This window comes from Frankia sp. R82 (assembly GCF_023716925.1).
Classification (GTDB): Bacteria; Actinomycetota; Actinomycetes; order Frankiales; family Frankiaceae; genus Frankia.
Genome location: NZ_JAMQQG010000035.1, coordinates 16,696 through 39,264, shown reverse-complemented (window position 1 = coordinate 39,264; position 22,569 = coordinate 16,696). Strand labels below are relative to the sequence as shown.

The 22,569-nt window shown below is 68.2% G+C and carries 20 protein-coding genes; 10 read left to right on the top strand and 10 right to left on the bottom strand.

Translation table 11 applies throughout. The features are described from left to right. The first annotated feature begins 84 nt into the window (after positions 1-84). Both ND747_RS09480 and ND747_RS09475 read left to right on the top strand, forming a co-directional pair. Positions 85-1,047 (top strand): hypothetical protein, encoded by a 963-nt coding sequence (locus tag ND747_RS09480; protein ID WP_251733123.1) that lies wholly within the window; start codon positions 85-87, stop codon positions 1,045-1,047. A 112-nt stretch (positions 1,048-1,159) separates the two neighbouring features. After that, the gene (locus ND747_RS09475) at positions 1,160-1,987 is read left to right on the top strand and encodes a tyrosine-protein phosphatase (RefSeq protein ID WP_251733122.1); all 828 of its coding nucleotides are present in this window, start codon (positions 1,160-1,162) and stop codon (positions 1,985-1,987) included. 50 nt (positions 1,988-2,037) lie between these two features. Here ND747_RS09475 and ND747_RS09470 read toward each other — a convergent pair whose 3' ends face one another. Further along, complete coding sequence (locus tag ND747_RS09470; RefSeq protein WP_251733121.1) at positions 2,038-2,937, bottom strand: Fpg/Nei family DNA glycosylase; 900 nt, start codon at positions 2,935-2,937, stop codon at positions 2,038-2,040. A gap of 186 nt (positions 2,938-3,123) precedes the next feature. Between ND747_RS09470 and ND747_RS09465 the strand changes: the two genes are divergently transcribed. Then, on the top strand, positions 3,124-3,651 hold the full coding sequence (locus ND747_RS09465; RefSeq protein WP_251733120.1) for a cupin domain-containing protein: 528 nt from the start codon (positions 3,124-3,126) through the stop codon (positions 3,649-3,651). A gap of 148 nt (positions 3,652-3,799) precedes the next feature. On the opposite strand, the gene ND747_RS09460 is transcribed toward ND747_RS09465, so the two are convergent. Next, positions 3,800-4,108: a hypothetical protein gene (locus tag ND747_RS09460; protein WP_251733119.1), complete on the bottom strand. Its 309-nt coding sequence runs from the start codon at positions 4,106-4,108 to the stop codon at positions 3,800-3,802. Positions 4,109-4,383: 275 nt separating this feature from the next. Next, positions 4,384-4,800 (bottom strand): MFS transporter, encoded by a 417-nt coding sequence (locus tag ND747_RS09455; RefSeq protein ID WP_251733118.1) that lies wholly within the window; start codon positions 4,798-4,800, stop codon positions 4,384-4,386. Positions 4,801-4,913: 113 nt separating this feature from the next. Here ND747_RS09455 and ND747_RS09450 point away from each other — a divergent pair, with 113 nt between their 5' ends. After that, positions 4,914-5,267 (top strand): alpha/beta hydrolase, encoded by a 354-nt coding sequence (locus ND747_RS09450; protein WP_251733117.1) that lies wholly within the window; start codon positions 4,914-4,916, stop codon positions 5,265-5,267. Positions 5,268-5,286: 19 nt separating this feature from the next. Here ND747_RS09450 and ND747_RS09445 read toward each other — a convergent pair whose 3' ends face one another. Then, positions 5,287-6,114, bottom strand: coding sequence for an HpcH/HpaI aldolase/citrate lyase family protein (locus ND747_RS09445; RefSeq protein ID WP_251733116.1), 828 nt, complete (start codon positions 6,112-6,114; stop codon positions 5,287-5,289). A gap of 79 nt (positions 6,115-6,193) precedes the next feature. Between ND747_RS09445 and ND747_RS09440 the strand changes: the two genes are divergently transcribed. The 3 genes from ND747_RS09440 to ND747_RS09430 all read left to right on the top strand — a co-directional run bounded on the left by ND747_RS09440 (position 6,194) and on the right by ND747_RS09430 (position 9,528). Then, the gene (locus ND747_RS09440) at positions 6,194-7,165 is read left to right on the top strand and encodes a zinc-binding dehydrogenase (RefSeq protein ID WP_251733115.1); all 972 of its coding nucleotides are present in this window, start codon (positions 6,194-6,196) and stop codon (positions 7,163-7,165) included. Positions 7,166-7,732: 567 nt separating this feature from the next. Then, a complete protein-coding gene (locus ND747_RS09435; protein WP_251733114.1) occupies positions 7,733-8,794 on the top strand; it encodes an aromatic ring-hydroxylating dioxygenase subunit alpha in 1,062 nt (353 codons plus the stop codon). An 86-nt stretch (positions 8,795-8,880) separates the two neighbouring features. Beyond that, positions 8,881-9,528: a nucleoside deaminase gene (locus ND747_RS09430; RefSeq protein ID WP_251733113.1), complete on the top strand. Its 648-nt coding sequence runs from the start codon at positions 8,881-8,883 to the stop codon at positions 9,526-9,528. A gap of 133 nt (positions 9,529-9,661) precedes the next feature. Here the strand turns inward: ND747_RS09430 and ND747_RS09425 are convergent, their stop codons facing one another. Further along, the gene (locus ND747_RS09425; RefSeq protein WP_251733112.1) at positions 9,662-10,360 is read right to left on the bottom strand and encodes a glutamine amidotransferase; all 699 of its coding nucleotides are present in this window, start codon (positions 10,358-10,360) and stop codon (positions 9,662-9,664) included. Between the two features lie 16 nt (positions 10,361-10,376). Continuing rightward, entirely contained in the window at positions 10,377-11,756 is a 1,380-nt protein-coding gene (locus ND747_RS09420) for an HNH endonuclease signature motif containing protein (protein ID WP_251733111.1), read from the bottom strand. An 856-nt stretch (positions 11,757-12,612) separates the two neighbouring features. Between ND747_RS09420 and ND747_RS09415 the strand changes: the two genes are divergently transcribed. Then, a complete protein-coding gene (locus tag ND747_RS09415) occupies positions 12,613-14,184 on the top strand; it encodes a bifunctional 3-(3-hydroxy-phenyl)propionate/3-hydroxycinnamic acid hydroxylase (protein WP_251733110.1) in 1,572 nt (523 codons plus the stop codon). A gap of 112 nt (positions 14,185-14,296) precedes the next feature. On the opposite strand, the gene ND747_RS09410 is transcribed toward ND747_RS09415, so the two are convergent. Further along, positions 14,297-15,061, bottom strand: coding sequence for a TetR/AcrR family transcriptional regulator (locus ND747_RS09410; protein WP_251733109.1), 765 nt, complete (start codon positions 15,059-15,061; stop codon positions 14,297-14,299). Positions 15,062-15,311: 250 nt separating this feature from the next. Here ND747_RS09410 and ND747_RS09405 point away from each other — a divergent pair, with 250 nt between their 5' ends. Then, complete coding sequence (locus tag ND747_RS09405; protein ID WP_251733108.1) at positions 15,312-16,439, top strand: NDMA-dependent alcohol dehydrogenase; 1,128 nt, start codon at positions 15,312-15,314, stop codon at positions 16,437-16,439. Continuing rightward, a complete protein-coding gene (locus ND747_RS09400) occupies positions 16,439-16,606 on the top strand; it encodes a hypothetical protein (protein ID WP_251733107.1) in 168 nt (55 codons plus the stop codon). The genes ND747_RS09405 and ND747_RS09400 overlap by 1 nt, the downstream gene beginning before the upstream one ends. An 88-nt stretch (positions 16,607-16,694) precedes the next feature. Here ND747_RS09400 and ND747_RS09395 read toward each other — a convergent pair whose 3' ends face one another. The 3 genes from ND747_RS09395 to ND747_RS09385 all read right to left on the bottom strand — a co-directional run bounded on the left by ND747_RS09395 (position 16,695) and on the right by ND747_RS09385 (position 21,973). Beyond that, entirely contained in the window at positions 16,695-17,819 is a 1,125-nt protein-coding gene (locus ND747_RS09395; RefSeq protein ID WP_251733106.1) for an NDMA-dependent alcohol dehydrogenase, read from the bottom strand. A gap of 144 nt (positions 17,820-17,963) precedes the next feature. Continuing rightward, positions 17,964-18,701, bottom strand: coding sequence for an ABC transporter ATP-binding protein (locus tag ND747_RS09390; RefSeq protein WP_251733105.1), 738 nt, complete (start codon positions 18,699-18,701; stop codon positions 17,964-17,966). Beyond that, positions 18,698-21,973, bottom strand: a complete 3,276-nt coding sequence (locus tag ND747_RS09385) for a branched-chain amino acid ABC transporter permease/ATP-binding protein (RefSeq protein ID WP_251733104.1) — start codon at positions 21,971-21,973, stop codon at positions 18,698-18,700. The genes ND747_RS09390 and ND747_RS09385 overlap by 4 nt, the downstream gene beginning before the upstream one ends. Positions 21,974-22,569: the final 596 nt, after the last annotated feature.

The window sequence follows — 22,569 nt, the reverse complement described above, 5'->3', positions numbered from 1 at the left end:
TTTTAATGAAAGCGCGACCACCTATATCTACACATGCCATGCTTGGTCGGCTGCTTCATTTGTTATTATGAAACCGGCGTAGGGGTGCGGAGCGGGGGGGCCGGGCGCGGGGCCCAGCAGCCGGCCTCGCACACCGGCTACCCGCACCCCGACCTGCGGCTGGACGATCCAGGCGGGATCGCCGTCGCCGCGGACGCCACGGTGTACGTGGCACAGACGGTGCGCCACCGGATCGTGCGCATCGGGCCGCGGGGGCAGATCGTCCTGGTCGCCGGCCGCGACGGCAGCGGATTCACCGGCGACGGCGGCCCGGCACACCTGGCGGCCCTCGACAGCCCCCGCGCCGTCGCCGTCGGCCCGCACGGCGAGCTCCACATCGCCGACACGTTCAACAACCGCATCCGCCAGGTCACCCCGGACGGCGTCATCACCACCGTCCTCGGTGGTTCCGGCGGGCTCGCCGACGGGCCGCCACTGGCGCATCCGCGAGGCCTGGCCGTCGACGCCGCGGGCACGCTGTTCGTCGCCGACACCGGCAACCACCGCATCCTGCGCCGCACCGCCGACGGAACGATCACCCGCCACGCCGGCACCACCCGGGCCGGGATGAGCGGGGACGGCGGTCCGGCCGTCCTCGCCGAACTGCACGAGCCGCACGGCCTCGCCCTCGGCCCGGCCGGGGCGCTCTATCTCGCCGACACCGGCAACGGGCGGGTCCGCCGGATCGACGCCGGCGGCCGGATCACCACCCTCGCCGGCACGTTCCCCGGCCGCCGCGCCCGACTGCCGGGTGGACTGGCCGACGGGATGCCCGCCCTGGCCGCGGTGCTGCACCGCCCGCAGGAGCTCGCCGTATCCGCCGACGGCACCTGCCACCTGCTGGACATCACCGATCAGGAGATCTACCGCATCACCCCGGACCTGTGGCTTGTCCGGGTCGCCGGCGCCCCGGGCAGCTCCCGGGACGTCCGGGGCATCGCCATCCTGCCGGACGGCACCCGGATCGTCGCCGACGCCGCCCGGCGCACCCTCGTCCGCCTCGACTGACCACGCCTGCCTCGACCGACCAGGCTTGCCTCGACCGACCAGGCGCGGCTCGGCGCGGCTCGGCGCGGCTCGGCTGCCCCGGTCCGGACCACAGGAGCTATCGTCCTGGCATGTGACCGCTGCGCAGCATGTGCCTGGTTGGGTTGACCTGGTCGGCGCGCACAACGTCCGTGATCTCGGTGGCCTTCCGGCCGCGGGTGGCACCGTGCGCCGTCGCGTGCTGCTGCGCGGCGACAACCTCGACGAGCTGACCACCGCTGACATCGACGTGCTGCGCGAAGACGTCGGCCTGCGCGGAGTCGTCGACCTGCGCGCACCCTTCGAGGGCCCGCAGGCCGCCGAGTGGTTCCCGCAGCTCGGCATCACCTGGCTGCACGAGCCGCTCGTCGACCTGACCGCGCTGTCCAACACCGAGGCCCTGCGCGACCAGGTCCGCGGCGACTACTCGACGATGTACGCCCTGATGCTCGACAACGCCGGGCCTGGAATCGTCCGCATCCTCGCATTCCTCGTCGACGGCGAGCACACCCCGACGTTGGTGCACTGCGCCGCGGGCAAGGACCGCACCGGCATCACCGTCGCCGTCCTGCTGGCGCTGGCCGGCGTCGACCGGGCGGCGATCCGCGCCGACTACCTGGCCACCGGTGAGCGGATCGACCGCGTCCGAGCCGCGCTGGCCCAGCGCCCGGTCTACCAGCACCTGAAGGACCGCGCCCTGGCCGCGGGCGTCGACGCAGGTACCGGCACCGAGGACGACGGAACAGCCGGAGGTGCCGGCACCCCGCCGAAAACCCCGTTCACGATCGACCCACAGGCGATCGACGCCGTCCTGGACGTCGTCGAGGCTGCCGAGGGCGGGGTGGCCGGATACCTCACCGCGCACGGCGCCACCGACGAGCAGATCAGCCGCTGGCAACAAACGATCATAGAGCCGCGCTGACCTCGGTCGCCAGGACTCAGCAGTAGTCAGGACTCAGCAGTCGCCAGGACTCAGCGGACGGCCGGGGACGACTGGCAGCCGGGGCACCAGAACAGGTTGCGGCCGGCGAGCTGCTGCGTGCGTACCTCGGTGCCGCACACCAGACAGGGCTGGCCCGCGCGGCGGTAGACGTACACCTCGCCGCCGTGGTCGTCGACCCGCGGCGAACGTCCCATCGCCTCCGGGGTGTGCTGCGCGCGGACGGTGTCGATGCGTCCGGTGCGCACGCCGTCGGCCATCAGTACGACCAGATCCGTCCAGATCGCCGCCCACAGCGCCGGCGTGACGTCCCGCCCCGCCAGCAGCGGCGGCACCCCGGCCCGGAACAGCACCTCGGCCCGGTAGATGTTGCCCGGCCCAGCAACCACCGACTGGTCCATGAGCAGGGTGGCGATCGGGGTGCGGCTGCGCACGATCCGCCGGTACGCCCGGTCCGGGTCGGCGTCGGGGCGCAGCGGATCCGGACCGAGTCGGTCCCGCAGAGACTTCACTTCGCCCGGTTCCAGCAGCCCACAGGCATTGGGCCCGCGCAGATCCGCATACCAGGCAGCGGCGGTCGCCAGACGTAGCCGGACCGCTCCGATGGGTGCCGGGGCGGGCCCCGTCCCCCACGACCAGGTGCCGTAGATCCCGAGATGTACGTGCAGGACGAGCGCCGACTCACCGATTCCACCGGCTCGGGCTGCTCCCGTGCCGCCGGGACCAGCAGCACCGCCGACGTCGGTGGCGGGTCCGCCGAATCCAAGCAGTAGATGCTTGCCGAGCGCCTCGGCGCCGGTGAGGACCTGCCCGTCCAGGCGATGCGCGCCCGCGGCGAAGCGGCCCTGCGGACTCGTCGCCCGCACCGGGCGGCCGTGGAACATCTGCAGGTGCGTGGCAGCAAGCCGGTGCACAGTGTGACCTTCAGGCATGGTCAGATGACCATACCGGGCCTCCGCCTCCCCCATAAACTCCCGTAATCGACAAAGCCGGACAAAAAGACATCTTGACTGTCTCCGGAACATGCCGCAATGTCAAGGACATCAGCCGTTTTGCCGTCGTTCCACCCCACGGAAGCGCAACCACGGGTGGTCAACGACAGGTCACCAGGAGGATTCGTGACAGGTTCTCAGGAAACCCGAAAGATGGTGTTCTTCACCGCGGCGGATGCGCCGTCCCTCGATGAAGACGGGATGATGGAACCCGCGGTCATCGACCCGGCAGCGTTCGCCGAGATCGACCTGGAACCATATTCGAAGGCCAGCAGGCTCTCCGTCTTATTCAAGGGCTCGGGGCCGGATGGGTTCAGCCTCGTGCACGTGACCTTCGACGCGGGATTTCGACTGCCGCGGCACACACACTCCGTAGACTGCCTGTATTATGTCATCTCGGGCGAGGCGATTATGGGCGCTCGGCGCCTCGGTGCCGGCGACGGCTTCTTCATCCGGGCCGGGGTGCCCTATGCCTACGAGGCCGGCCCGCAGGGGGTGGAGGTCCTGGAGTTTCGGGCCGCCACAAGCTTCGACATCCAGGTGCTTGACCAGACGGCCGAGCGGTGGCGCGCCATCGTGGCGTCGCTGGCCCGGGCGGGAGTAGAGGCACAGGCCGAAACGCAGGCCGGGGCGGTGGCCACCACGGCCGGGTAGCCGTTGGGGTGACGTGTACAGCTGCCCCGGCTGCCGCCCACGACGGGACGAGCAGACCGGGGCAGCCGCGTCACATCTGCACCGGAAGCCGGGAACCAACCGGGAAGCTACGTTGCTTCCAGGTCAGACGGGCCGACTTCCGGGTGAATCACTGAGCGCCGAACGGACGGTTCTGCTGACCGGCGTTGATGCGGTCGTTGCCGAGGTTGTTACGACCGATGCCAACTCCAACGCCGACGCCGACCAGCTCGCGCAGACGGTTCTCCACGTAACGCTCGCTGTGGTTCGCCTTGTCCGCAATCCGGGCAATGAGGTCATTGATGTCAGTCGCCGCGTCGAGGTCGGCGGTGCTGACCTGACCGAACTGGTCAAGGATGTTGTAACGAACCTGCCGCCAGTTCTGCCGCAGCTGCTGCTCGACCTGCTGCCGCTGCTGCTCCTGCTCGGCCTGCGCCATTCCGATCTCCTTCATTTCTTGGTCGCTATTCCAGTGGGGTGGTGCGGCAAAAACATAACCCACGAGGGGCGGCACCGGAACAACACAACGAAGGAATGCGTAAAATGCTGCGCAAATGTCAAGGACACGACCGTGCGGGCGAAATGGCATCGCCGGAACCGGCGCGACCCGGATGACCGGATCGGAAATCGAAGCTTCCCGGCCAGCAGATCACGATGGCCGGGAAGCTTCCTTTCCGCACACCGATGTGGGCTGTTGCCGCCCCTTGTCGGCCGTCAGCGCGCGCGACAATGGACACCGGCAGGTGGCTGGGCCCTCACGTTCGGGTCAGGATCGCCGGGACCGTCGAGATTGCGGCGGCCCGCGACGGCAGCCGGCGGCATGTTCAGTTCGGCCTCGATCTCCGGCAGGGACCAGCGGCGGGTCTCCGGGACGCGCAGCCACATGAAGGCCAGCGAGGCAACGGCTATCCCCACATAGAGAAAGAAAGCGGCGGAGCGTCCGATGAAAGACAGCAGGGTCAGATAGCTGATCGCCACGACGAAGTTCGCCAGCCGGTTCGCGATGCCGGTAACAGCCATCGCCGTGCCGCGGAAACGCAGCGGGTAGATTTCGGAGATCGGCAGCCAGAACATCGGGCCCAGCCCGATCGCGAACGAACCGATGTACACGCGCAGGCCGACGACCGCCACGACCGCCGGCCGAGTGGCTCCCGGCTGTCGCCACGCCGCTCGGCGACCTGGCGCACTTCGTCGATCTCCCGCCGAAGGGCTGCCGCACCGAATTCCGGGCCGCCGTCGACCAGTTGTTCTCGCTCGAGTCCGCCCGCGAGGCCGCCGACCAGTACCTCCAGGGCCACGATCCGGACGACCCGTTGGTGTCGCCCGTGCTCGCCGAGCTGGCGACCTTCCCTCCGACGCTGTTGTTCGCGAGCTCCGACGAGGTCCTGCTGGACGACACGATCACGATGGTTTCCGCGTTGGCACAGGCCCGGGCACCTGTGACGACCCGCATCCGGCCAGGCCTGCCGCACACCTGGCCCAACGTCGCGCCCGATCCCGACACCGCCCGCCACCGCCACCGTGCTGTGCTGTGCTGTGCTGTGCTGTGCTGTGCTGTGCTGTGCGCGATCATCCACTTCGTCGACCAGCTGTCGTGACTCCGGGAGCCGTATCCGGTCATCCCGATGCCACCGACGATCCTGCTGGCCGCCCAGGCGCGGTATCGGTCCTGAACGAGGCATCCTCCGGCCGGCTCGGTAGGTGCCGCTCGACCTCCGCCCATGCGGCGGCGGCGCCCTGGCGCAGGTAGGCACTGTCCGAGCCGGTGAACAGCAACCGAACCCCGTCGGCCAGATAGCGGGCCGGGTCGCCGGAGGCCATCGCGAACGCGCCACGGGCCACTCCATGCCGGTCTGCCGCCACGAAGATCTTCAGAACGGCGGCACGGTGCTCGGGCGAGTTCACCTCGACGCCGAGGGATACCGACAGATCGATCGGGCCGATCACCACAGCATCGATACCCGCCACGGCGAGGATGGCATCCGCGTTCTCGAGGCCACGCTGGGTCTCGAGCTGGATCGCAACGAGCACGTCGTCGTTGGCGGTGGCGAGATAGTCGGCAAACCCCATCCCGCTGGCAGCCCGCCCGGGTCCGGTCCCACGGAATCCATCGGGGGCATACCGCGCCCGTCCCACCACCTCCCGCGCCTGCTCCACCGTCTCGATTCGTGGCACCACCACCCCCGCAGCGCCATGGTCAAGAACCCGACCGACGTAGGAGCCGAGCTCCGGTACCCGCACCAGTGCGGGTCGGCGGTGCACAGCCGCTGCCCGCAGTGCCCCGTCGAGCTCGCCGATGCCGTACGGACCGTGTTCGGCATCGAGCAACAGCGCGGGAAACGGCGAGGCCGCCAGCCGTTCGACGACCGCCGGCGAGGCCGTTCCAATGGTCGTGGCGACCACGATGTCCGCGCGCACCCGCGCGCGCAGTCCGTACAGCGGCATGACACACCTCCTGAACACGCGTCATTATCAGGTTTCTCCGCAGCGACCAGCCTGCGGCGATGGGACGGAGGGGACAGTCATGTGGGCGCAGATGCTCACCGCACCGTCGATCTTCGAACGATGCGACGTCGACCCGCCGTCCGCCGCCACACTGGCGCCTGGAGAGGTGCTGCTCGAAACGGAGGCAGGCGGAATCTGCGGCAGCGACCTGCCCTACGTCCGCGGGAAGTATTTTGCCCACCCGCACGACCGCGGCGGTTCCGTCGTGCGGGCCCCGGGCTTTCCCCTGCACGAGGTGGTCGGCCGGGTGGCCGCATCGTGCCATCCGGCGCATGCTCGCGGCGACCGGGTGGTCGGCTGGGCGTCCCGCTTCGATGCGATTGCCGAGCTCGTTGTCACCGCCGGTGAAGGCCTCGCCGGCTACGATCCGTCGCTGCCACCGACCACCGCGGTCATGCTTCAGCCATTGGCCTGCGTGCTCTACGCCGTGGAGCAACTCGGTGACATCCGCGGCCAGTGCGCGGCCGTGATCGGGCAGGGCCCGATCGGCCTGCTGTTCAGTCACGTCCTGAAGACCCGTGGCGCCGCCTCCGTCGTGGGCGTCGACCGCGTCGACCGAACCGCGACCGCCACGATCTTCGGCGTGGACGAAGCGGTGACCGCAAGCGCCGAGGGCTGGGTTCGACACCTCGGCGACGCCGATCGGCCGTCCGTCGTCATCGAGGCGGTCGGCCACCAGGTCACGACCCTGGCCTCGTGCCTTGCCGCCGTGGCCTTCGGCGGCCAGATCTTCTACTTCGGTGTACCGGACGACCAGATCTATCCCATGGACATGATGATGCTGCTGCGCAAGAACCTCACACTGCGCTCGGGCGCCACCATCGAACGCCGACGGGTTCTCGCTGCCGCCGATGCGTACCTTGCCGAGCATCCCCGGCTGCGTGAGGCCTACGTGAGCACCGTGTTCGCCGCTGACGACGCGCAACGGGCGTTCGAGACCGCCCTCGCCCCCCGTCCTGGCCAGTTCAAGATTGCTCTCTCGATGTCCTGAACGCTCCCGACCGCCGACCTGCCCGATGCCCTGTCCCAGCCCACCGCTCCCAATGTTCCCGCAGGGCCAGCTGCGCGTTTCACGCCGGCTGTACCCGCCATTTCCGCGATGACCTTTTCGCCCAGCGACACGACATAGACCCACCAGTGGCTGGCACACCGACGCCTGGCACACCGACGTTCGGCATGCCGACGGCCGACACGCCGATGTTCGATGGCCGCCACCGGCCCGTAATCGGGTCGATGGACAGTGAGTAGGTCTGCCGCAGCACCGGCAGGAGACCGCAGCGACGAGGGACGAGCAGCGACGAGGGACGCGGGAGGTGTGCCGCAGATGAACGGCAATCGCCACCTCGACGTACGCCGGCAGGTCCACCGGCACGCCTGGGTCCGCGGGCAGATCGCTCACGGCGCCTGACGCCACCACCCGCGCCCGTCCCGAACGGGGCCATCCACAGGCCGCCGGCCCCTGCACCGTGACAGATTCGTCCGGACCCGGTAGCCAAGCCACGATGGCCGTTCTCCGCCTGCGCGTCCCGGCACGCGCCCACGCCCTCTCGAGGTCCCGATGCCCGACACCCACACCACGACCGCAGCACCGCCTCAGGGTTGCTCCTTCGACCCGGGCGACTGGGCGATCCTCGCCCGACACTGGTACCCGGTCGCGCTCTCCCGGGACATTCGCGACCAGCCGGTCGCGGTACGCCTGCTCGACGAGCAGCTGGTTGTCTACCGAGCCGGCGATCAGGTGGTCGTCGCCCGTGATCTGTGCCCGCACCGCGGGGTCCCGCTGAGCATGGGCGTGGGTGACGGTCAGACCGTCGCCTGCGCCTACCACGGACTGCGATTCGGCGCCGACGGTGCCTGCGTGGCGATTCCCGCGCATCCGCAGGCGAAGATCCCGGCCCGGATGGCCCTGGCCACCTGTCCGGCCGAGGAACGCTACGGGTTGATCTGGACCTGCCTGCGTCCCGACCCGGACCAGATCTCCCCGGGTGCCTCCCCCTCCATCCCGCACATGCCGCACTGGAACGACCCGGGTTTCCAACGTGTGACCTGTCCCGGTTTCGACCTGGCCGCATTCGCCGGCCGCCAGCTCGAAGGTTTCCTGGACGTCGCGCACTTCGCCTTCGTCCACACCGACACCTTCGCCGACCCGGACAACACCGAAGTCCCCGAGTACACGCCGACCCCCACCGCCCACGGCTTCACCGCCGACTACTGGAGCACAGTCGCCAACTTTCCCTGCGGCAGCGGGCTCACCGCGCCGCCCGGGTTCCGCTGGCTGCGCCGCTTTGACACCCACCTGCCGTTCACGGCAACCCTCGTCGTGCACTTTCCCGACCACGGCCGACTCTCGATCATGAACGCCGCCTCCCCGGTCTCCGCCCGCCGGACCAGAATGTTCGCGCCGATCGCCAAGAACTTCGCCACCGACCAGCCCGATCAAGACATTTATGACTTCAACCTGCGGATCTTCGCCGAAGACCGAACCATCGTCGAGGCACAGCGCCCCGAGAACCTTCCCCTCGACCCACGCCTCGAGGTCAACATTCCCGCGGACCGCAGCTCCGTCGCCTACCGACGCGGTCTGCGCGCCATGGGTCTGTCTCACTTCTTCACCGCCTGACCGGCTCCTCCCGCCAGCCGAACCTTTCCGCCAATCCATCGATCCATCACTCGGTTCACATCCAACCGACGAAGGACTTCCCGCGTATGACGACCTCCCATCCCACCGAACCGCTCGCACCAGCCGGAGCCGGCCTGGTCGCCGCCCTCGACATCGTGCTGCCCCCCTGGGTCGACGACGAGGTCCGGGCCGCCGGCACCGTGCTTCCTGACGTCGAGGACCGGATGCGCCTCGCCCTGCGGCTTGCCGCCCGCAATCACCTCGAGGGAAGCGGCGGGCCGTTTGCAGCCGTGGTCGCCGACCCGACCACCGGGCAGATCCATGCCGCCGGGGTGAATCTCGTTCTCGCCACCGGCCTGTCCACGATGCACGCCGAGGTCACAGCACTCTCCTTCGCCCAGACCCGACTCGGATCGTGGGACCTCAGCGCCGCAGGCAGACCTATCGAACTCGTGGTTAACTGGCGCCCCTGCGTCATGTGCTACGGCGCCGTCATGTGGTCCGGAGTCCAGGCACTCACCATCGCCGGCGAGGGCAACGAGGTCGAGACGCTCACTGGTTTCGATGAGGGTCCGATGCGCGACGACTGGGCCCAGCAGTTCGAGCACCGTGGCATCACCGTACGCACCGACATCCTGCGTGACGAGGCACTCGCGGTCTTTGCCGAATACGGCAACCGCAACGACGTGGTCGTCTACAACGCCCGTCGCAGCAGCACGACCACCGCACCCTGAACGCATCAATCCATGCCTCCCGTCCTGCCCGGCTGGCCTGCACCGTCCGTCGCTCCGCCACACGTACCCGCAGGATGCTCCGCCCGAGCGGCCCGAAGGAAAACGCCTCCGCCCGCAGGATCGGTCGGAGGCATCAGGCCACCTGGTCGAGCCAGGCATCGAACACCAACCGGGATCGAGCCGCGAGAGCCGGACCGTGTCTACGCGCGTCGGCCCGCAGCAGGCGTGGATCCAACCGGTGCGTGGCGAGCTCGTGGGCATGTCCAATCAGCCACCGCTCGATCTGGCCGTGGTCCGCCTCGATGTGGAACTGCAGCCCCAGGACAGCGCTCCCCCACGCAAAGGCCTGGTCAGGAAAACCTGGCGTCTCAGCAAGACGGGTCGCACCTGCCGGGGTAGTGAACTGGTCGCCGTGCCAGTGCAGGACCGGTATGTCTCCGAGCACACCGAGCGCGGATTCCTGCCCCGCTGGCGTCAAGGTCAATGGCGCATACCCGATCTCCACTCGACCAGTCGATGTGACCTCGGCTCCCAGCGCTCGGGCGACCAGCTGCGCTCCCAGACACACCCCGAGGGTGGGAAGCCCCAGCTCCAGCCGGCCCTTGAGAGCCTGGACCTCATCGTCGAGAAACGGATACCTCGCCGCATCGGCCACACCGATCGGGCCACCGAGCACCACGAGCAGATCCGCCTCGATGATCGACGACGTCGACACCGCATCGATACCCGCGTCCAGATACCGCACCTGATAACCCCGCCGACTCAGCAACGGGCCGAGAATTCCCAGATCCTCGAACGGTACATGCCTGACAGCGACAGCGGTCCGGGGCACTGCGTCACGCTCCTCTTCAGAACTCCGCATACTTCTCCGGATACACGTGATACACCCGATCCTCGGGCGTCGTCCAGACAAAGTGCCCCGACTCCGGCTGGCCGAGAGTCCAACCGTTACTCACGCCGACGGGAACCCGGTCAGCCATGTGCTTCAGGCGATGATGCCGCCGACACTTCGGACCGAGATTGCTACTCTGCGTACGGCCGCCATGGGAATGAGCCCTAGTATGATCAAGATCGCAAATCGTTGCCGGCATGTCACAGGTAGGAAATACGCATGTCGTGTTGCGGGCACGAACATATCGAGCAAGCGGGGCGGAAGGGAATCGGCGATCACCCACGTCGAGGACCTGCCCCTTTTCGCGGGACGCAAGGATGCGCCGCCAGGTACAGCGCGGGTCGGCGGCCATCTCATGAACAATCCCGGCAGGAATCGGACCGAATCCTGGGACTTCGCCCGGCCTGTCGGCGAGCCCCATCAGCGTCTCGAAAGGGACTATTACCTGCATCTCGACACTCACATGACCCTTGTCGCACCCCATCAGAAGATCGTAGAGGACATCGGCGCGACGCTGACCAATACCACACCCCTCCCCTTGGCGACCCATTCCCCTCGCGATCGCATCAATCCGCTTAAAAGCAGCCAACGCCCGATCCGCGGGGAGCATCGCGGACAGCCGGCCCATCCCGTCCGACTCCGCCGTCAGCGCGACGTCCCGCGCCTCCGCGGCCTTCTTGCGTCGCCGCTCAACACCGTCGGGATCAATTTTCGCGATCCGACGATGAATCGCCGTACGGAAGGCCTTGTGCGTGGGGCGACCGCCACCGTTGTCGAGCACCGGACCAACCACCTCGCCGACCTGGCTGTCCGTGAGATTCACCGTCAGATGATCAATGGCTTCCAGTCGCCCCAGATCCAGGACGCCCGCACCGAGCGCGATCACGGCACAGGGCATACGACGCACACTTCGCTCTGCCAAGGCCAGCTGCTTGCTTCCTTCAACCGCGGAGACCTTCGCCGCAAGAGACAGCTCATCGCCGGCGAACTCGGCATAGTTTCGCTCCGAGCCATCGGACTGATTCTTGCCCTCCAATCCTCTTGCCTTTTTCCGCTTATACGATTCAGCCGCCCGACCGTCAGGCTCGACGGGCCGACCCCGGGCAAACTGAGCCCGTACCAGCAGCCGTACCGCCTGCCACTTCGCAATTACCCGGGCAATTTCACTGTCGACATCCAGGCATCGACCTGGCGCCATATCCGCGATGCGACATCCGTCGATCTCCGCCAGCTCCAGCAGATCGACGTTATCTATTCCCATCTGGCCATCGGTCTCTCCGTCGCCGATAAAAACGCGCGACGCCGCCACATCTTCGAAGTTCAGGACACCAACCACGACACACCTCCTGACGAGACCCGCCATCGCCGACAAGGCACCCCACAGAAGACCAGATAAACCCAAGGCCACCCCGAATCATCGAATCGAACACATGTTTGAACACTAGTTCATCTTCGCCAACGAGGCAAGGGCGTCCCGACAAATCTGGCTTGTGTACGATCCAAGACCCCTTCCAGCGACCATATCGCCGAGCGTGCGCCATCCACCTCCGCCCCCGAACCCACTCCAGCACCCGAAGTCAGCGGGCCCCACGCTCGAGGAAACGGCACCCACCAGCCCTGCCCACGATTCCAATGGCCAAGTAGTACTGCCACCTTCCCCGAACCGCAGGCGCGTGGTAGATTGAGGTCACCCTGGGAGAAAGGCCAAATTCCGGGACTCCTCCCATCTCGCCGACCACAGCGGCAGATCCTCGGAGAGGTCGACCTTTTACCTTCTTGTGGGCTCGAGAAAAAAATCACTTTTCCAGCCGCACACCGGCGGATTTCCCGATTTTCCCGAAAGTTCAAAGGAGAAACGAATCTGGTCTACACCAGCCAACCCGGGAAGTTCGACCGGCAGCACGCCGCACCTCCTTCTCTCGGGAGAACACAACTGCACGTGGGCCGACTCGACCAGCCACGATGCAGCCCACGATCAGTCGGGTGCGCTGCGGCGTATGGATCCGCGCAGATCCGGCAACCGCAACTGGGCCCACGCGGAGGAGCCCACGCCGCCACGATCCCGAAGATGGGAGGGCCTGGCCACCAGACCGTCGACCACCCTCTCCGACAGTCACAGTCAACGAACGGAAAGTCCTGGCGACACCGACACCAAAGTTCTACGCTTCGTAGAAGAGGAGAGGGGATGCAGGATGACTGTGGATGTGCTGGTGGTCGGCTTCGGTCCGGTGGGCGCGGTGCTTACGGCGCTGCTTGGGACACGGGGGGTATCGGTGCATGTCGTGGACCGGGCGTCATCTCCCTTCCCCCGTCCTCGCGCCGCCGGCCTGGACGATGAGGTGCTGCGACTACTTGTCCAGCTCCCCGGGATGGCCGGAATGCTCTCCGACGTTTCCCCATCGACCCGCGCTACCTTCCTCGGCCCGGATCGGCGGCTACTGCTCGCCGCAGGGCAGGGCCGAGCCGAGCTCGGCGTCCCGGTCGGCGCGTTCCTGCACCAGCCCTCGGTTGAACGTGCCCTGCGAGCCGGCATCGCCACGCTGCCATCGGTAAGCGTCCAGCTCGGAGTTGGCCTACGCACGATCGACGAGGGTCCTGATGAGGTTACGGCCGGTATGGATGACGGTAGCGCCGTCCAGGCTCGTTGGGTGATCGGATGCGACGGCGCGGGCAGCACCGTGCGCTCGCTGATCAGAGCCGATTTCCCGGGCAGGACCTTCAGTCAGCCCTGGCTCGTTGTCGACACACGCTCGGCTGCGCCGCTGTGCGTGCCCAGTGACCTCGCCTTCGTCCTCGATCCGCGCAGGCCTGGGGTAACGATGCCAATGCCCGGCGGCCACCGCTGGGAATGGATGGTGCTCCCTGGCGAAGACCCTGATCAGATGGTCCGCGCGGAAACCGTCACGAGGTTGCTCGAATCTTGGATCGACCCGAGCACGGTGACGATCGAGCGAGCCACGGTCTATACCTTCCACGCCCGGATAGCTGACCGCTGGCGGGTGAGCCGGGTCCTGCTCGCAGGCGATGCGGCGCACATGATGCCACCGTTCGCCGGCCAGGGCCTGGCATCGGGCATCCGGGACGCGGCCGCGCTGGCCTGGCGGTTGACCGAGGTCCTTGCGGGGCTACGCGAACCGTGTTCGCTCGACGAGTACGAGCTGGAGCGACGTCCCCAGGTGGAAGCGATCACCACTCGGGCCATCCGGGCCGGTCGGATCGTGCAGACGACGAGCCCGGTCCGGGCAGCTGCGCTACGGGCCGGGCTCCGCACCGCGTCCCGTGCCCCGGGGCTCGGCCACGCGCTGCGTTCCGGTGCCGCACGTCCACGGACCAGACTCCCGAAAGCCATGCGAGCGCCACGCGGACACGGCGGGGGCCGTTGGGCTGGATCGGTACTACCCAACCCACAGATCCGGACCGCGGCTGGCGAAACCTGCCGGCTGGACGATGTTCTCGGACCTTCCTGGGCGCTACTCGGGCTCGGTGTTGATCCCGGCGAGGCGCTGCCGCCACAGGCCTGGACCTGGATCGAACGTCGAGGCGGGGTTGTTCTCTGGGTCAGAGAACCCGGTTCGGCAGGTCGCCGCCATCAGCATCGGCCGTCCGGTTGTCCGGTTGTCATGGATCTCGACGCCACGGTGCTACGAATGAGGGGGCGGCGCGGGCTGCCTCGTGTCGCCGTGGTCCGGCCCGATCGGTACCTGCTCGGCGTCTTCCCACCACCGCACATCGCCGACGTGCTCACAGCACCGGGGAACGGCTGAACCGACAGGCGGCTGAGAGGCAGGTAAGCAGTGGGCAAAGAGACTGGCCGGTGTGGTCCACAGGCGTCGGCCCAGATTGGGGCTCCTGCCGGGAGGCAGGCTCGAGGCCGGGCTAGGAGTCCGGCACGGCACTGGACGCAGGTCCGGGCCTCGGCTCGGGTGCGGATGTGGGCGGGCACGATGCCGGCGTCTGAACCAGCGCACGGATCAGATATCTCTCGGCGAACAGGCGCTTGTCGGACAGGCTGCGAGCGGACCAGGGCGGGGTCATCATGGCGCCGCCGGCGGAGATCAGCCAGCGCACGGCCTCCCACAGGTCAAGATCGGCGTGCAGTTGCCCGCTGCTCTGCCAGCGCTGCAGGAGAGGTTGCATGCGCCGATAGACCGCCTCGACGATCGGCTCCGCGGCCAAGGGCAGGGAGTCGACGCTTGCCCGGCCACCTGCTGCGAACAGCGCCTCGGTGAGAGCGTCGCTGTCGATGAGACTGGCTCCCCGCACGAGCATCTCAACGAGGGTGATGCGGGCGTCATCCGGGTCGGGCTGGGAATCCAGCCCCGCGTCCATACCGGTGTCGACCCGATCGAGCAGGACGGCAAGAATGAGGTCGTCCCGGGTATGAAAGTATCGATACACGGTGGATCGGGAGACGCCCGCCTCAACAGCGACCTCCTCGATCCGAATTCGGCTCGAGCCACGCCTGACCACGCACCGGCCTGCCGCGGCGATCAGGCGTCGGCGCGCCTCGGCATCATCGAGCAGCGCGCTCTCGCTACCCCACCAACCCTGCTGCCGCCGCCCACTCCGCGCGCGCGTCGACGCATCGCGCGGCAACCGTACGTCGTCGGGCAGCGCCACGTCGCTGTCGGGTTGACTCATCGTGCTGGGATCGGTCGGTATCGCGTCATGGTTGTACGGCGACCTCGGATCGCACCGGGGAGCCCGATGAACATGTCGCCAAGGTGGCTCCTGCGGGGTGTGCCACACCTGCCGACTCCAGCCGGAGCAAACGTCGCCCTTGTCGGCAGGACTGTCTCACGACGACACACTATGGCATGGTTGTCTCGCCCTACTCAAGGTCGATCGCCCGGCTGCGGACGCCTGCCGGACGCACGAAAGGCGGCTTCTCATGGTCAGCTCGCGAGCGGCTCTGCTGTTCGGCCCCGGCCAGGACTTCAAGATCGAGACTGTCGAGATCGACGAACCCCGGGAAGGCGAGGTTCTGATCGATGTGCGGGCCTGCGGCCTGTGCCATTCGGACGAGCATGCGCGCTCCGGCGCGATGCCGATGCCGCACTTCCCGATGATCTGCGGACACGAGGGTGCCGGCGAGGTGCTCGAGGTGGGCCCGGGTGTCACGTCCGTCAGCCCGGGCGACCATGTCGCCATGTCGTTCGTCCCGTCGTGCGGGAGGTGCGTCTTCTGTGTTAGTGGTCGGGCTTTCCTGTGCAACGACGGCGCCAAGCTGTTCAACGTCGGGATGATCACCGATGGACGGATCGCACACCACCTCGGTGACGAGGCCGTCGCGCGCTACACCCAGATCGGCGCGTTCTCCGAGCGTCAGCTGCTCGCCGAATCGACCATTGTGAAGATCGACCCGGACGTACCGTGGACGGTCGCCGCGCTGGTCTCGTGCGGCGTCGCCACCGGATTCGGCTCCGCGGTCAACCGGGCGGAGGTGAAACCCGGTGACGCGGTCGCCGTCCTGGGAATCGGCGGGATCGGGGTCAGCGCCGTGCAGGGCGCACGGATCGCCGGGGCACGACTGATCATTGCGGTCGACCCGGTGGAGTTCAAGCGGGAACAGGCGCTGCGCTTCGGGGCCACGCACGCGTTCGCCTCCACCGAGGAGGCCGCCGAGGCAATTCGCGACCTGACCCACGGCGCCATGTGTCAGTCGGTGATCTGCGCGTTCTCGGTGATGACCTCCGAACTGCTGCAGCCCGCGCTCGCCCTGACCGGCAAGGACGGGACCTGTGTGGTGACGTCGGTGGCGCCGTTCGGGCAGAAGGTGGCTGACCTCGACCTGTTCACGTTCGCGATGTCGAACAAGCAGATCCGCGGCTGCCTCTACGGCTCGCAGAGCCCTCGGGTGGCGATCCCCCGGCTGCTCGACCTGTACAAGGCCGGCATCCTCAAGATCGACGAACTGATCACCAGGACGTACACCCTCGACCAGGTGAACGAGGGCTATGCCGACCTCGAGGCCGGCCGACTTCTGCGGGGGGCGATCACCTTCGACGAGGCCAGCTGATGAACGGCACGAACGGCGGTGTTGGTGGCGGCACGAACAACGGCGCAGGAAGCAGCGCGAGCACCGAGCTGAACAGTCAGACGGACAACCTCGCGGCAGCGGTGCCTGGCCGGGTCGCAGTCGTTACCGGAGTCGTGACCGGTGCAGCAGCGGGCGGCACCGGCTGAACCCGCGGCCGGGCAGGCGGTCGGCTCCGGGTAGACCGGCGGTCGGCCACCTGCCCGGTGGTCAGCACGGAAACAGCTCGGGGATGACTCAGTGGTCGTGGACGATGATGCCGCGGATGTTCGAGCCCGTGCGCATGTCCTCGTAACCCTTGTTGATGTCGTCCAGGGTGTACCGGGTGGTGACGAGCTCATCGAGCTTGAGCCGTCCCTGCCGGTAGAGCTCGAGGAGCGCCGGGATGTCCCGGGACGGGTTCGACGCGCCGAACAGCGAACCCTGGATCCGCTTCTGGTAGAGCACGATGTGCCGGACGGACACGGGGATGGCCACGTCATCGGCGGCCTTGCCCATTCCGACCAGCACGCAGGTTCCGGCCTTGCGAATCGCGTCGACGCCGGCGGCGACCTGTTCGGGCGTGGTCATCCCGACGCAGATGATGCACGCGTCCGCGCCCTGGCCGTTGGTGAAACCGCGGGCGATCTCGGTGGCCTGCGCCATCTCCGCGACGGCGTGGGTGGCGCCGAAGGTGCGGGCGGCGTCGCGCTTGTACTCGACCGGGTCGACCGCAATGACGACCGTCGCGCCGGCGTGGGCCGCGCCCTGCACGGCGTTCATGCCGATCCCGCCGACGCCGACAACGATGACGACGTCCCCCGGCCGCACATCGGCCGAGCGCACGGCCGCACCCCAGCCGGTCGGCACGCCGCAGCTGGTCAGCGCGGCAAGCTCGAGCGGAACGTCCGACGGGCAGCGCACCGCGGACTGCACCGATACGGTGGCGTACTGGCTGAAGGCCGACACACCGGCAGCCTGGCCGATGGGCCGACCGTCCAGCGACATCCGCCGCGTGCCGTCAGCCCGGACACCCGCGAGCACGCGGGCCCCGTTGTCGCACAGGTTCTGCATGCCCGACGCGCACCAGCGACACAGCCCGCAGGTGGACAGGAACGACAGGACGACGTGATCGCCGACCTTCCACCCGGGAGTGTTCGGCCCGACCTCCTCGACGACGCCCGCTCCCTCGTGGCCACCGGCGATGGGCAGCCCCTGCGCCGGGATCGGCAGATCACCGGTGGCGATGTGGTCGTCGGAATGGCACATACCGCCGGCGACCATCCGAACGAGCAGCTCGTCCTGCTGGGGCGGCTCGAGCTCAACCTCCGCGACCTCCCACTTGCCCGGCTGGTCGAACAGCACTGCAGCCTTGGTCAACATTCCTGCCTCCTCTGCCTCATCGAACCTGCCGGACTTACCGGACCTGCCGGGCCCATTGGGGTTCTGGTCTCACAGCACGCCGAACGCCCCGAGCACCAGCAGGGTCATGGCTGGTGCTCGGGGCGTTCATGGAGACTCATATGTTCAGGCAGCGACGGCGGCCGTCTCCTTCGCCTCTCGGCCCGCGCCGAAGTAGGCGGCCTCGACCCGCTCGGGCTCGGCCGCGAGCTCCGCCGCCGGGGCCTGCAGCACCAGTGCACCCCGGCTGAGAACAGCCGCGTCGTCCGCCATCTGCAGGGCCAGGTTGACGTGCTGTTCGACGAGCACGACCGCGCAGCCCTGCTCGTCGGCGACCTGACGCACGGTCCGGAACAGCGCCTGCACGATCAGGGGTGCCAGACCCATGCTGAGCTCGTCGACGAGCAGCACCTTCGGCTGCTGGATCAGCGCGCGGGCCAACACCAGCATCTGCTGCTCGCCACCGGACAGCGCACCGGACGGGACACTCCAGCGCTTCTCCAGATCCGGGAACAGCTCGAGCATGGCCCGGGGCTTCGGACCATGCCTACGAGCGGCGGCGCGCAGGTTGTCCTCGACAGTGAGCTGGGTGAACAACGCCCGGTTGTCCGGGACGAGGACCACGCCAGCGCGGTTCGCCGCCCCCGGCTTGCCGCTGGGAAGCTGGGTCTCCCCCACCGAGATCTTGCCGCTGCGAGACGGCAGCAGACCTGCGAGGGTGAGCAACAGCGTGGTCTTACCGGCCCCGTTCGGCCCGAGTAGGGCCAGCACCTTTCCCGGGGCGACAGTGAGATCGAGGCCGCGGAAGACCTCGGACGAGCCCCGCCCCCCAGTCAGAGATTCGCAGGTCAGACTGGTTGTCATGACGTCACCACCGTCGCGTCGGAGTCGACCGTACCGCCGGTGGCGTCCTCGCCACCAACGCTGCCACCAGCACCCGCGTCGCCCGTGCCGGCCCCGTTGTCATGGGCCCTGCCGTTGGGTGCCTTGCTTTCGATGGTGCTTCCAACTGGCGCTTTCCCGCCGATCACGGCACCTGCAGGAGCCGCAGCGGTCGTAGAAGCCGCAGCATCGGCAGGAACGGCAGCGGTTGCGGGAGCTGCCGGAACCTCAGCGATCGTGTCCTTGCCGGCCGGATCGGCAGCCGCCGGGCCGTCGACGGTTGCCGCAGCAGCGGCGGGCGTCTCGACAGCTGCGGGCGTCTCCACAGCGGCGGGCGCCTCCACAGCGGCGGGCGTCTCGGCAGCGGCGGGCGTCTCCGCAGCGGCGGGCGTCTCCGCAGCGGGTTCGCCGTCGGCGGGTTCGCCGTCGTGAACGTTGCCGAGGTAGGCGTCGGCAACCGCGCGGTTGGAGCGGATCTCGTCGGGAGATCCGGCGGCGATCACCTTGCCGAAGTCGAGCACGTAGATGTAGTCGCAGACGTCGAGGACGAGGGCGACGTCGTGGTCGACCAGCAGAATGCCGACACCGCTGCGGCTGATCGAGCGGATCTTCTCCCCGAGCCACACGGACTCGGTGGTGTCCAGACCCGCGGCCGGCTCGTCGAGCAGCAGGACCCGCGGGCCGGTAGCGATCGCGCGGGCGATCGAGACCAGCTGCCGTTCGCCCTGGCTGAGCTCGCCGGCCGTACGGTCGACCCGATCTGCGATGCCGACCAGGTCAAGGGCTGCGGCCAGGGTGCGGTGCCGATGATCGGCATGCACGCCGGCCAGTGCGGCGCTGACGTTCTCGGACACGGTCAGGTCGTCGTACAGCTCGATCGACTGGAACGTACGGGCCAGCCCGTGCTTGACCCGGACGTGGGTCGCCAAGGTGTCGAGACGCTCCTCGCCGAGGCGGACGGTGCCGGTGGCGCGGGCGAATCCGGTGATCGCGTCGATCGCGCTGGTCTTGCCGGCACCGTTCGGTCCGATCAGCCCGACGATCTGCCCTGGGGCGATGCGCAGCGACACATCCGACACCGCGACGACCCCGCCGTACCGGACCGTCACGTTCTCGACCTCGAGGGGAACACGCTCTCCGTCCACCAGGAGCGCGGTGTTCTGCTCGGCCGAGGCCACCGAGGCGGCAGGCTGCGGACCGGCAGATGCGGCACCGTCTGTCGTGGTCTCGACGGATGCCGCAGATGCCGCACCCTCGGCCGTGACAGCGGCCGGCACATCATCACCCGCTGCGGCACCGGCTTCGGCCGGCACCGCCGACCTCGCCTTGATCCTCCTGCGGACCAGGGCGACAAGGTCGTGCCCGCCGCTGGCGATGCCTTCCGGCTGGGTGAGCAGGACGAGGATAACGCCGAATCCGGAGACCACCGAGAACCAGTCACCGAAGTTGATCCACCGGTCCATGGCGATGTAGACGATGCCGGTCCCGGCCATGATGCCGGCGGTGATGCCGCCGTACACCGACGTGACGCCGGCGAGGTAGGCGGTGGAGAGCAGGGTCAGGCCACCGAGGGCGGTGAACGAGTCGAAGGTGACCACGCTGCTGCGGTAGGCCAGCAGCGCACCGCCGAGGCCGGCGATGAACGACGCCAGCGCGAAGGCGATCAGCTTGACCCGAACGACGTTGACGCCGATACCGGCGGCCGAACGCTCGTTGGCGCGCACCGCGAGCATCGCCGAGCCCAGCGAGCTCATCCGCAGTTTCGCGACACCCCAGGCGACGGCGACCAGGACGAGCAGACAGAGGATGCCGAACGGAAGGCGTGGGAACGCCTCGCCGCTGCCGATACCGATGTTCCAGCCGAACAGCGACGGGTCGGAGACCTTGGCGCCGGAGCTGCCGACGAGGTCGGAGTTGCGGAACCAGACCGCCTCGATCGCGTAGGCGAGCGCGAGGGTGACGATACCCAGGGTCAATCCACGTAGTCGCAGTGCCGGCAGACCGATGACGACACCGAGGACGGTGGCGACCAGCGCGGAGAGCAGCGGCGCGAACGGGAACGGGATGTGCCAGCTGGTGGTCAGCCCGGACAGGCTGAACGCCGAGGCGCCGGCGAGCGCGAGCTGGGCAAGCGACACCTGGCCGGCGAACCCGGTGACGACGACCAGCGACAGGCCGAGGATCGCGGCGATGAACGTCCCGATCACCGCCGCCCGCCAGGTACCGGACGTGAGGAGCAGGGCGATCACACCGATTGCGGTACCGGAGACAGTCGGCAGCGTCAGCGAGCGGGGCCGCGGCGCGCGACCGAGCGGCTGGCGCACCAGGCCGGTGCGGACCGGGATTCCGCGCCCGGTGACCAGCAACGCGATCAGGATGATCAGCAGCGGCACCAACGCCGACGCACCCGAGCCAGGCAGCCAGGAGTGGTCCGCGGAAAGGGTGAGGGCCTCCGACTGCATCATGCCGATGGCCAGGCCGGCGATCACCGTCGACACCAGGCCCTGGAAGCCGCCGACAACCGCCGCGGCCAGCGCCGGCACGACGAACAGGGTGTAGGTCGAGGGAGACAGCGGGCTCAGCGGGGCGATCAGGATGCCGGCCGCGCCCGCCACCGTCCCGGAGATCATCCAGTTGTACAGCGAGACCCGGTCGGGCGAGATGCCGCTGACGTACGCGCCGGTCTGGGACTCGGCGGCCGCGCGGGTGAACAGGCCGAAGCGGGTGAAGCGGAAGAGCGCCGCAAGCACGATGGTGAGTACGACGACCGTGACCGCCAGGTAGAACCGGTCGGCCAGCAGGGTGAGCGAGCCGGCCTTCCACCGGTCGGTCGGGAAGATCGCCTCAACGCTCACCGGTGAGGTTCCGACCCGGATGGCCATCACCGACTGGATCACGACCAGTACGCCGAGCGAGGCCACCGCCCGGGCCAGCGGCGGCGCCTCCCGTAGTGGGCGGAACACCAGCAGGTACAGCAGAGCACCCAACAGTGCCCCGATGGCGAGCGCGGCGATCAGTGCCGGGACGAATCCCCAGTCACCACCGACACTCACCGAGGTCGGCAGGCCCGGGATCAGCACCAGGAGCTCGCCGCTGCGCAGGTAGGCGTACGAGTAGGCGACATACATCGCGACCGCGCCGGTCGCGAAGTTGATGACTCCGGAACTTCGGTAGGTCAGTACCAGCGCGAGCGCGAGAGCGGCATACACGCCCCCGTTTCCCAGCCCGAGCAACAGCGAGCCGACATGATGCATCACGTACTCCCGAATGGTGTGCTGGTCGGACCGGTCCTTGGTCGGGCCGCGCCGGGGGGCGCACTGTCCCGCTCCGGCGAGGTTCGCCGGGTCCATTCCCGGCGGTCGACGCCGTGGCCGCCGCTGGATACGGGCCGAGAGGCAAGTCCCGGCCGGCAGATCGTCGACAGTGAGCAGTCCGTGGTCTGATCCGTCCCGGGACGGATCGAACCCGGGACAGCCCTACTCAGAACTGAACCACTCAAGAGGAGTTCGGGCTGTTGTCGATGACCCGGTAGGCGGCCGGCTGACCCTTGCCGACACCGCAACTGAGGAGATCGTGCAGTACGAACGGTGAAGCTGAATGCACGCAGAGCGTTGAACTTGCTGACCGCGCAGCGATCGCATCGACACGGAGCGCATTTTTAGCGGCAGCATCTCGGCAGGTAAAGCAGATAAAGCTGCCACGAGCGTTCCTGCGGGTGCTTCCGCCCGCCCCAGCCGAGTCGACTTCGAGGCGTTACAGCAACTGAGTGTGCTGAACCGCTTCCCAACTGTGCGCATATAATCCCTAGTCTGCTTGTCCGTTGCTCCGCGCCGCCGGTCACAGGGCGCCG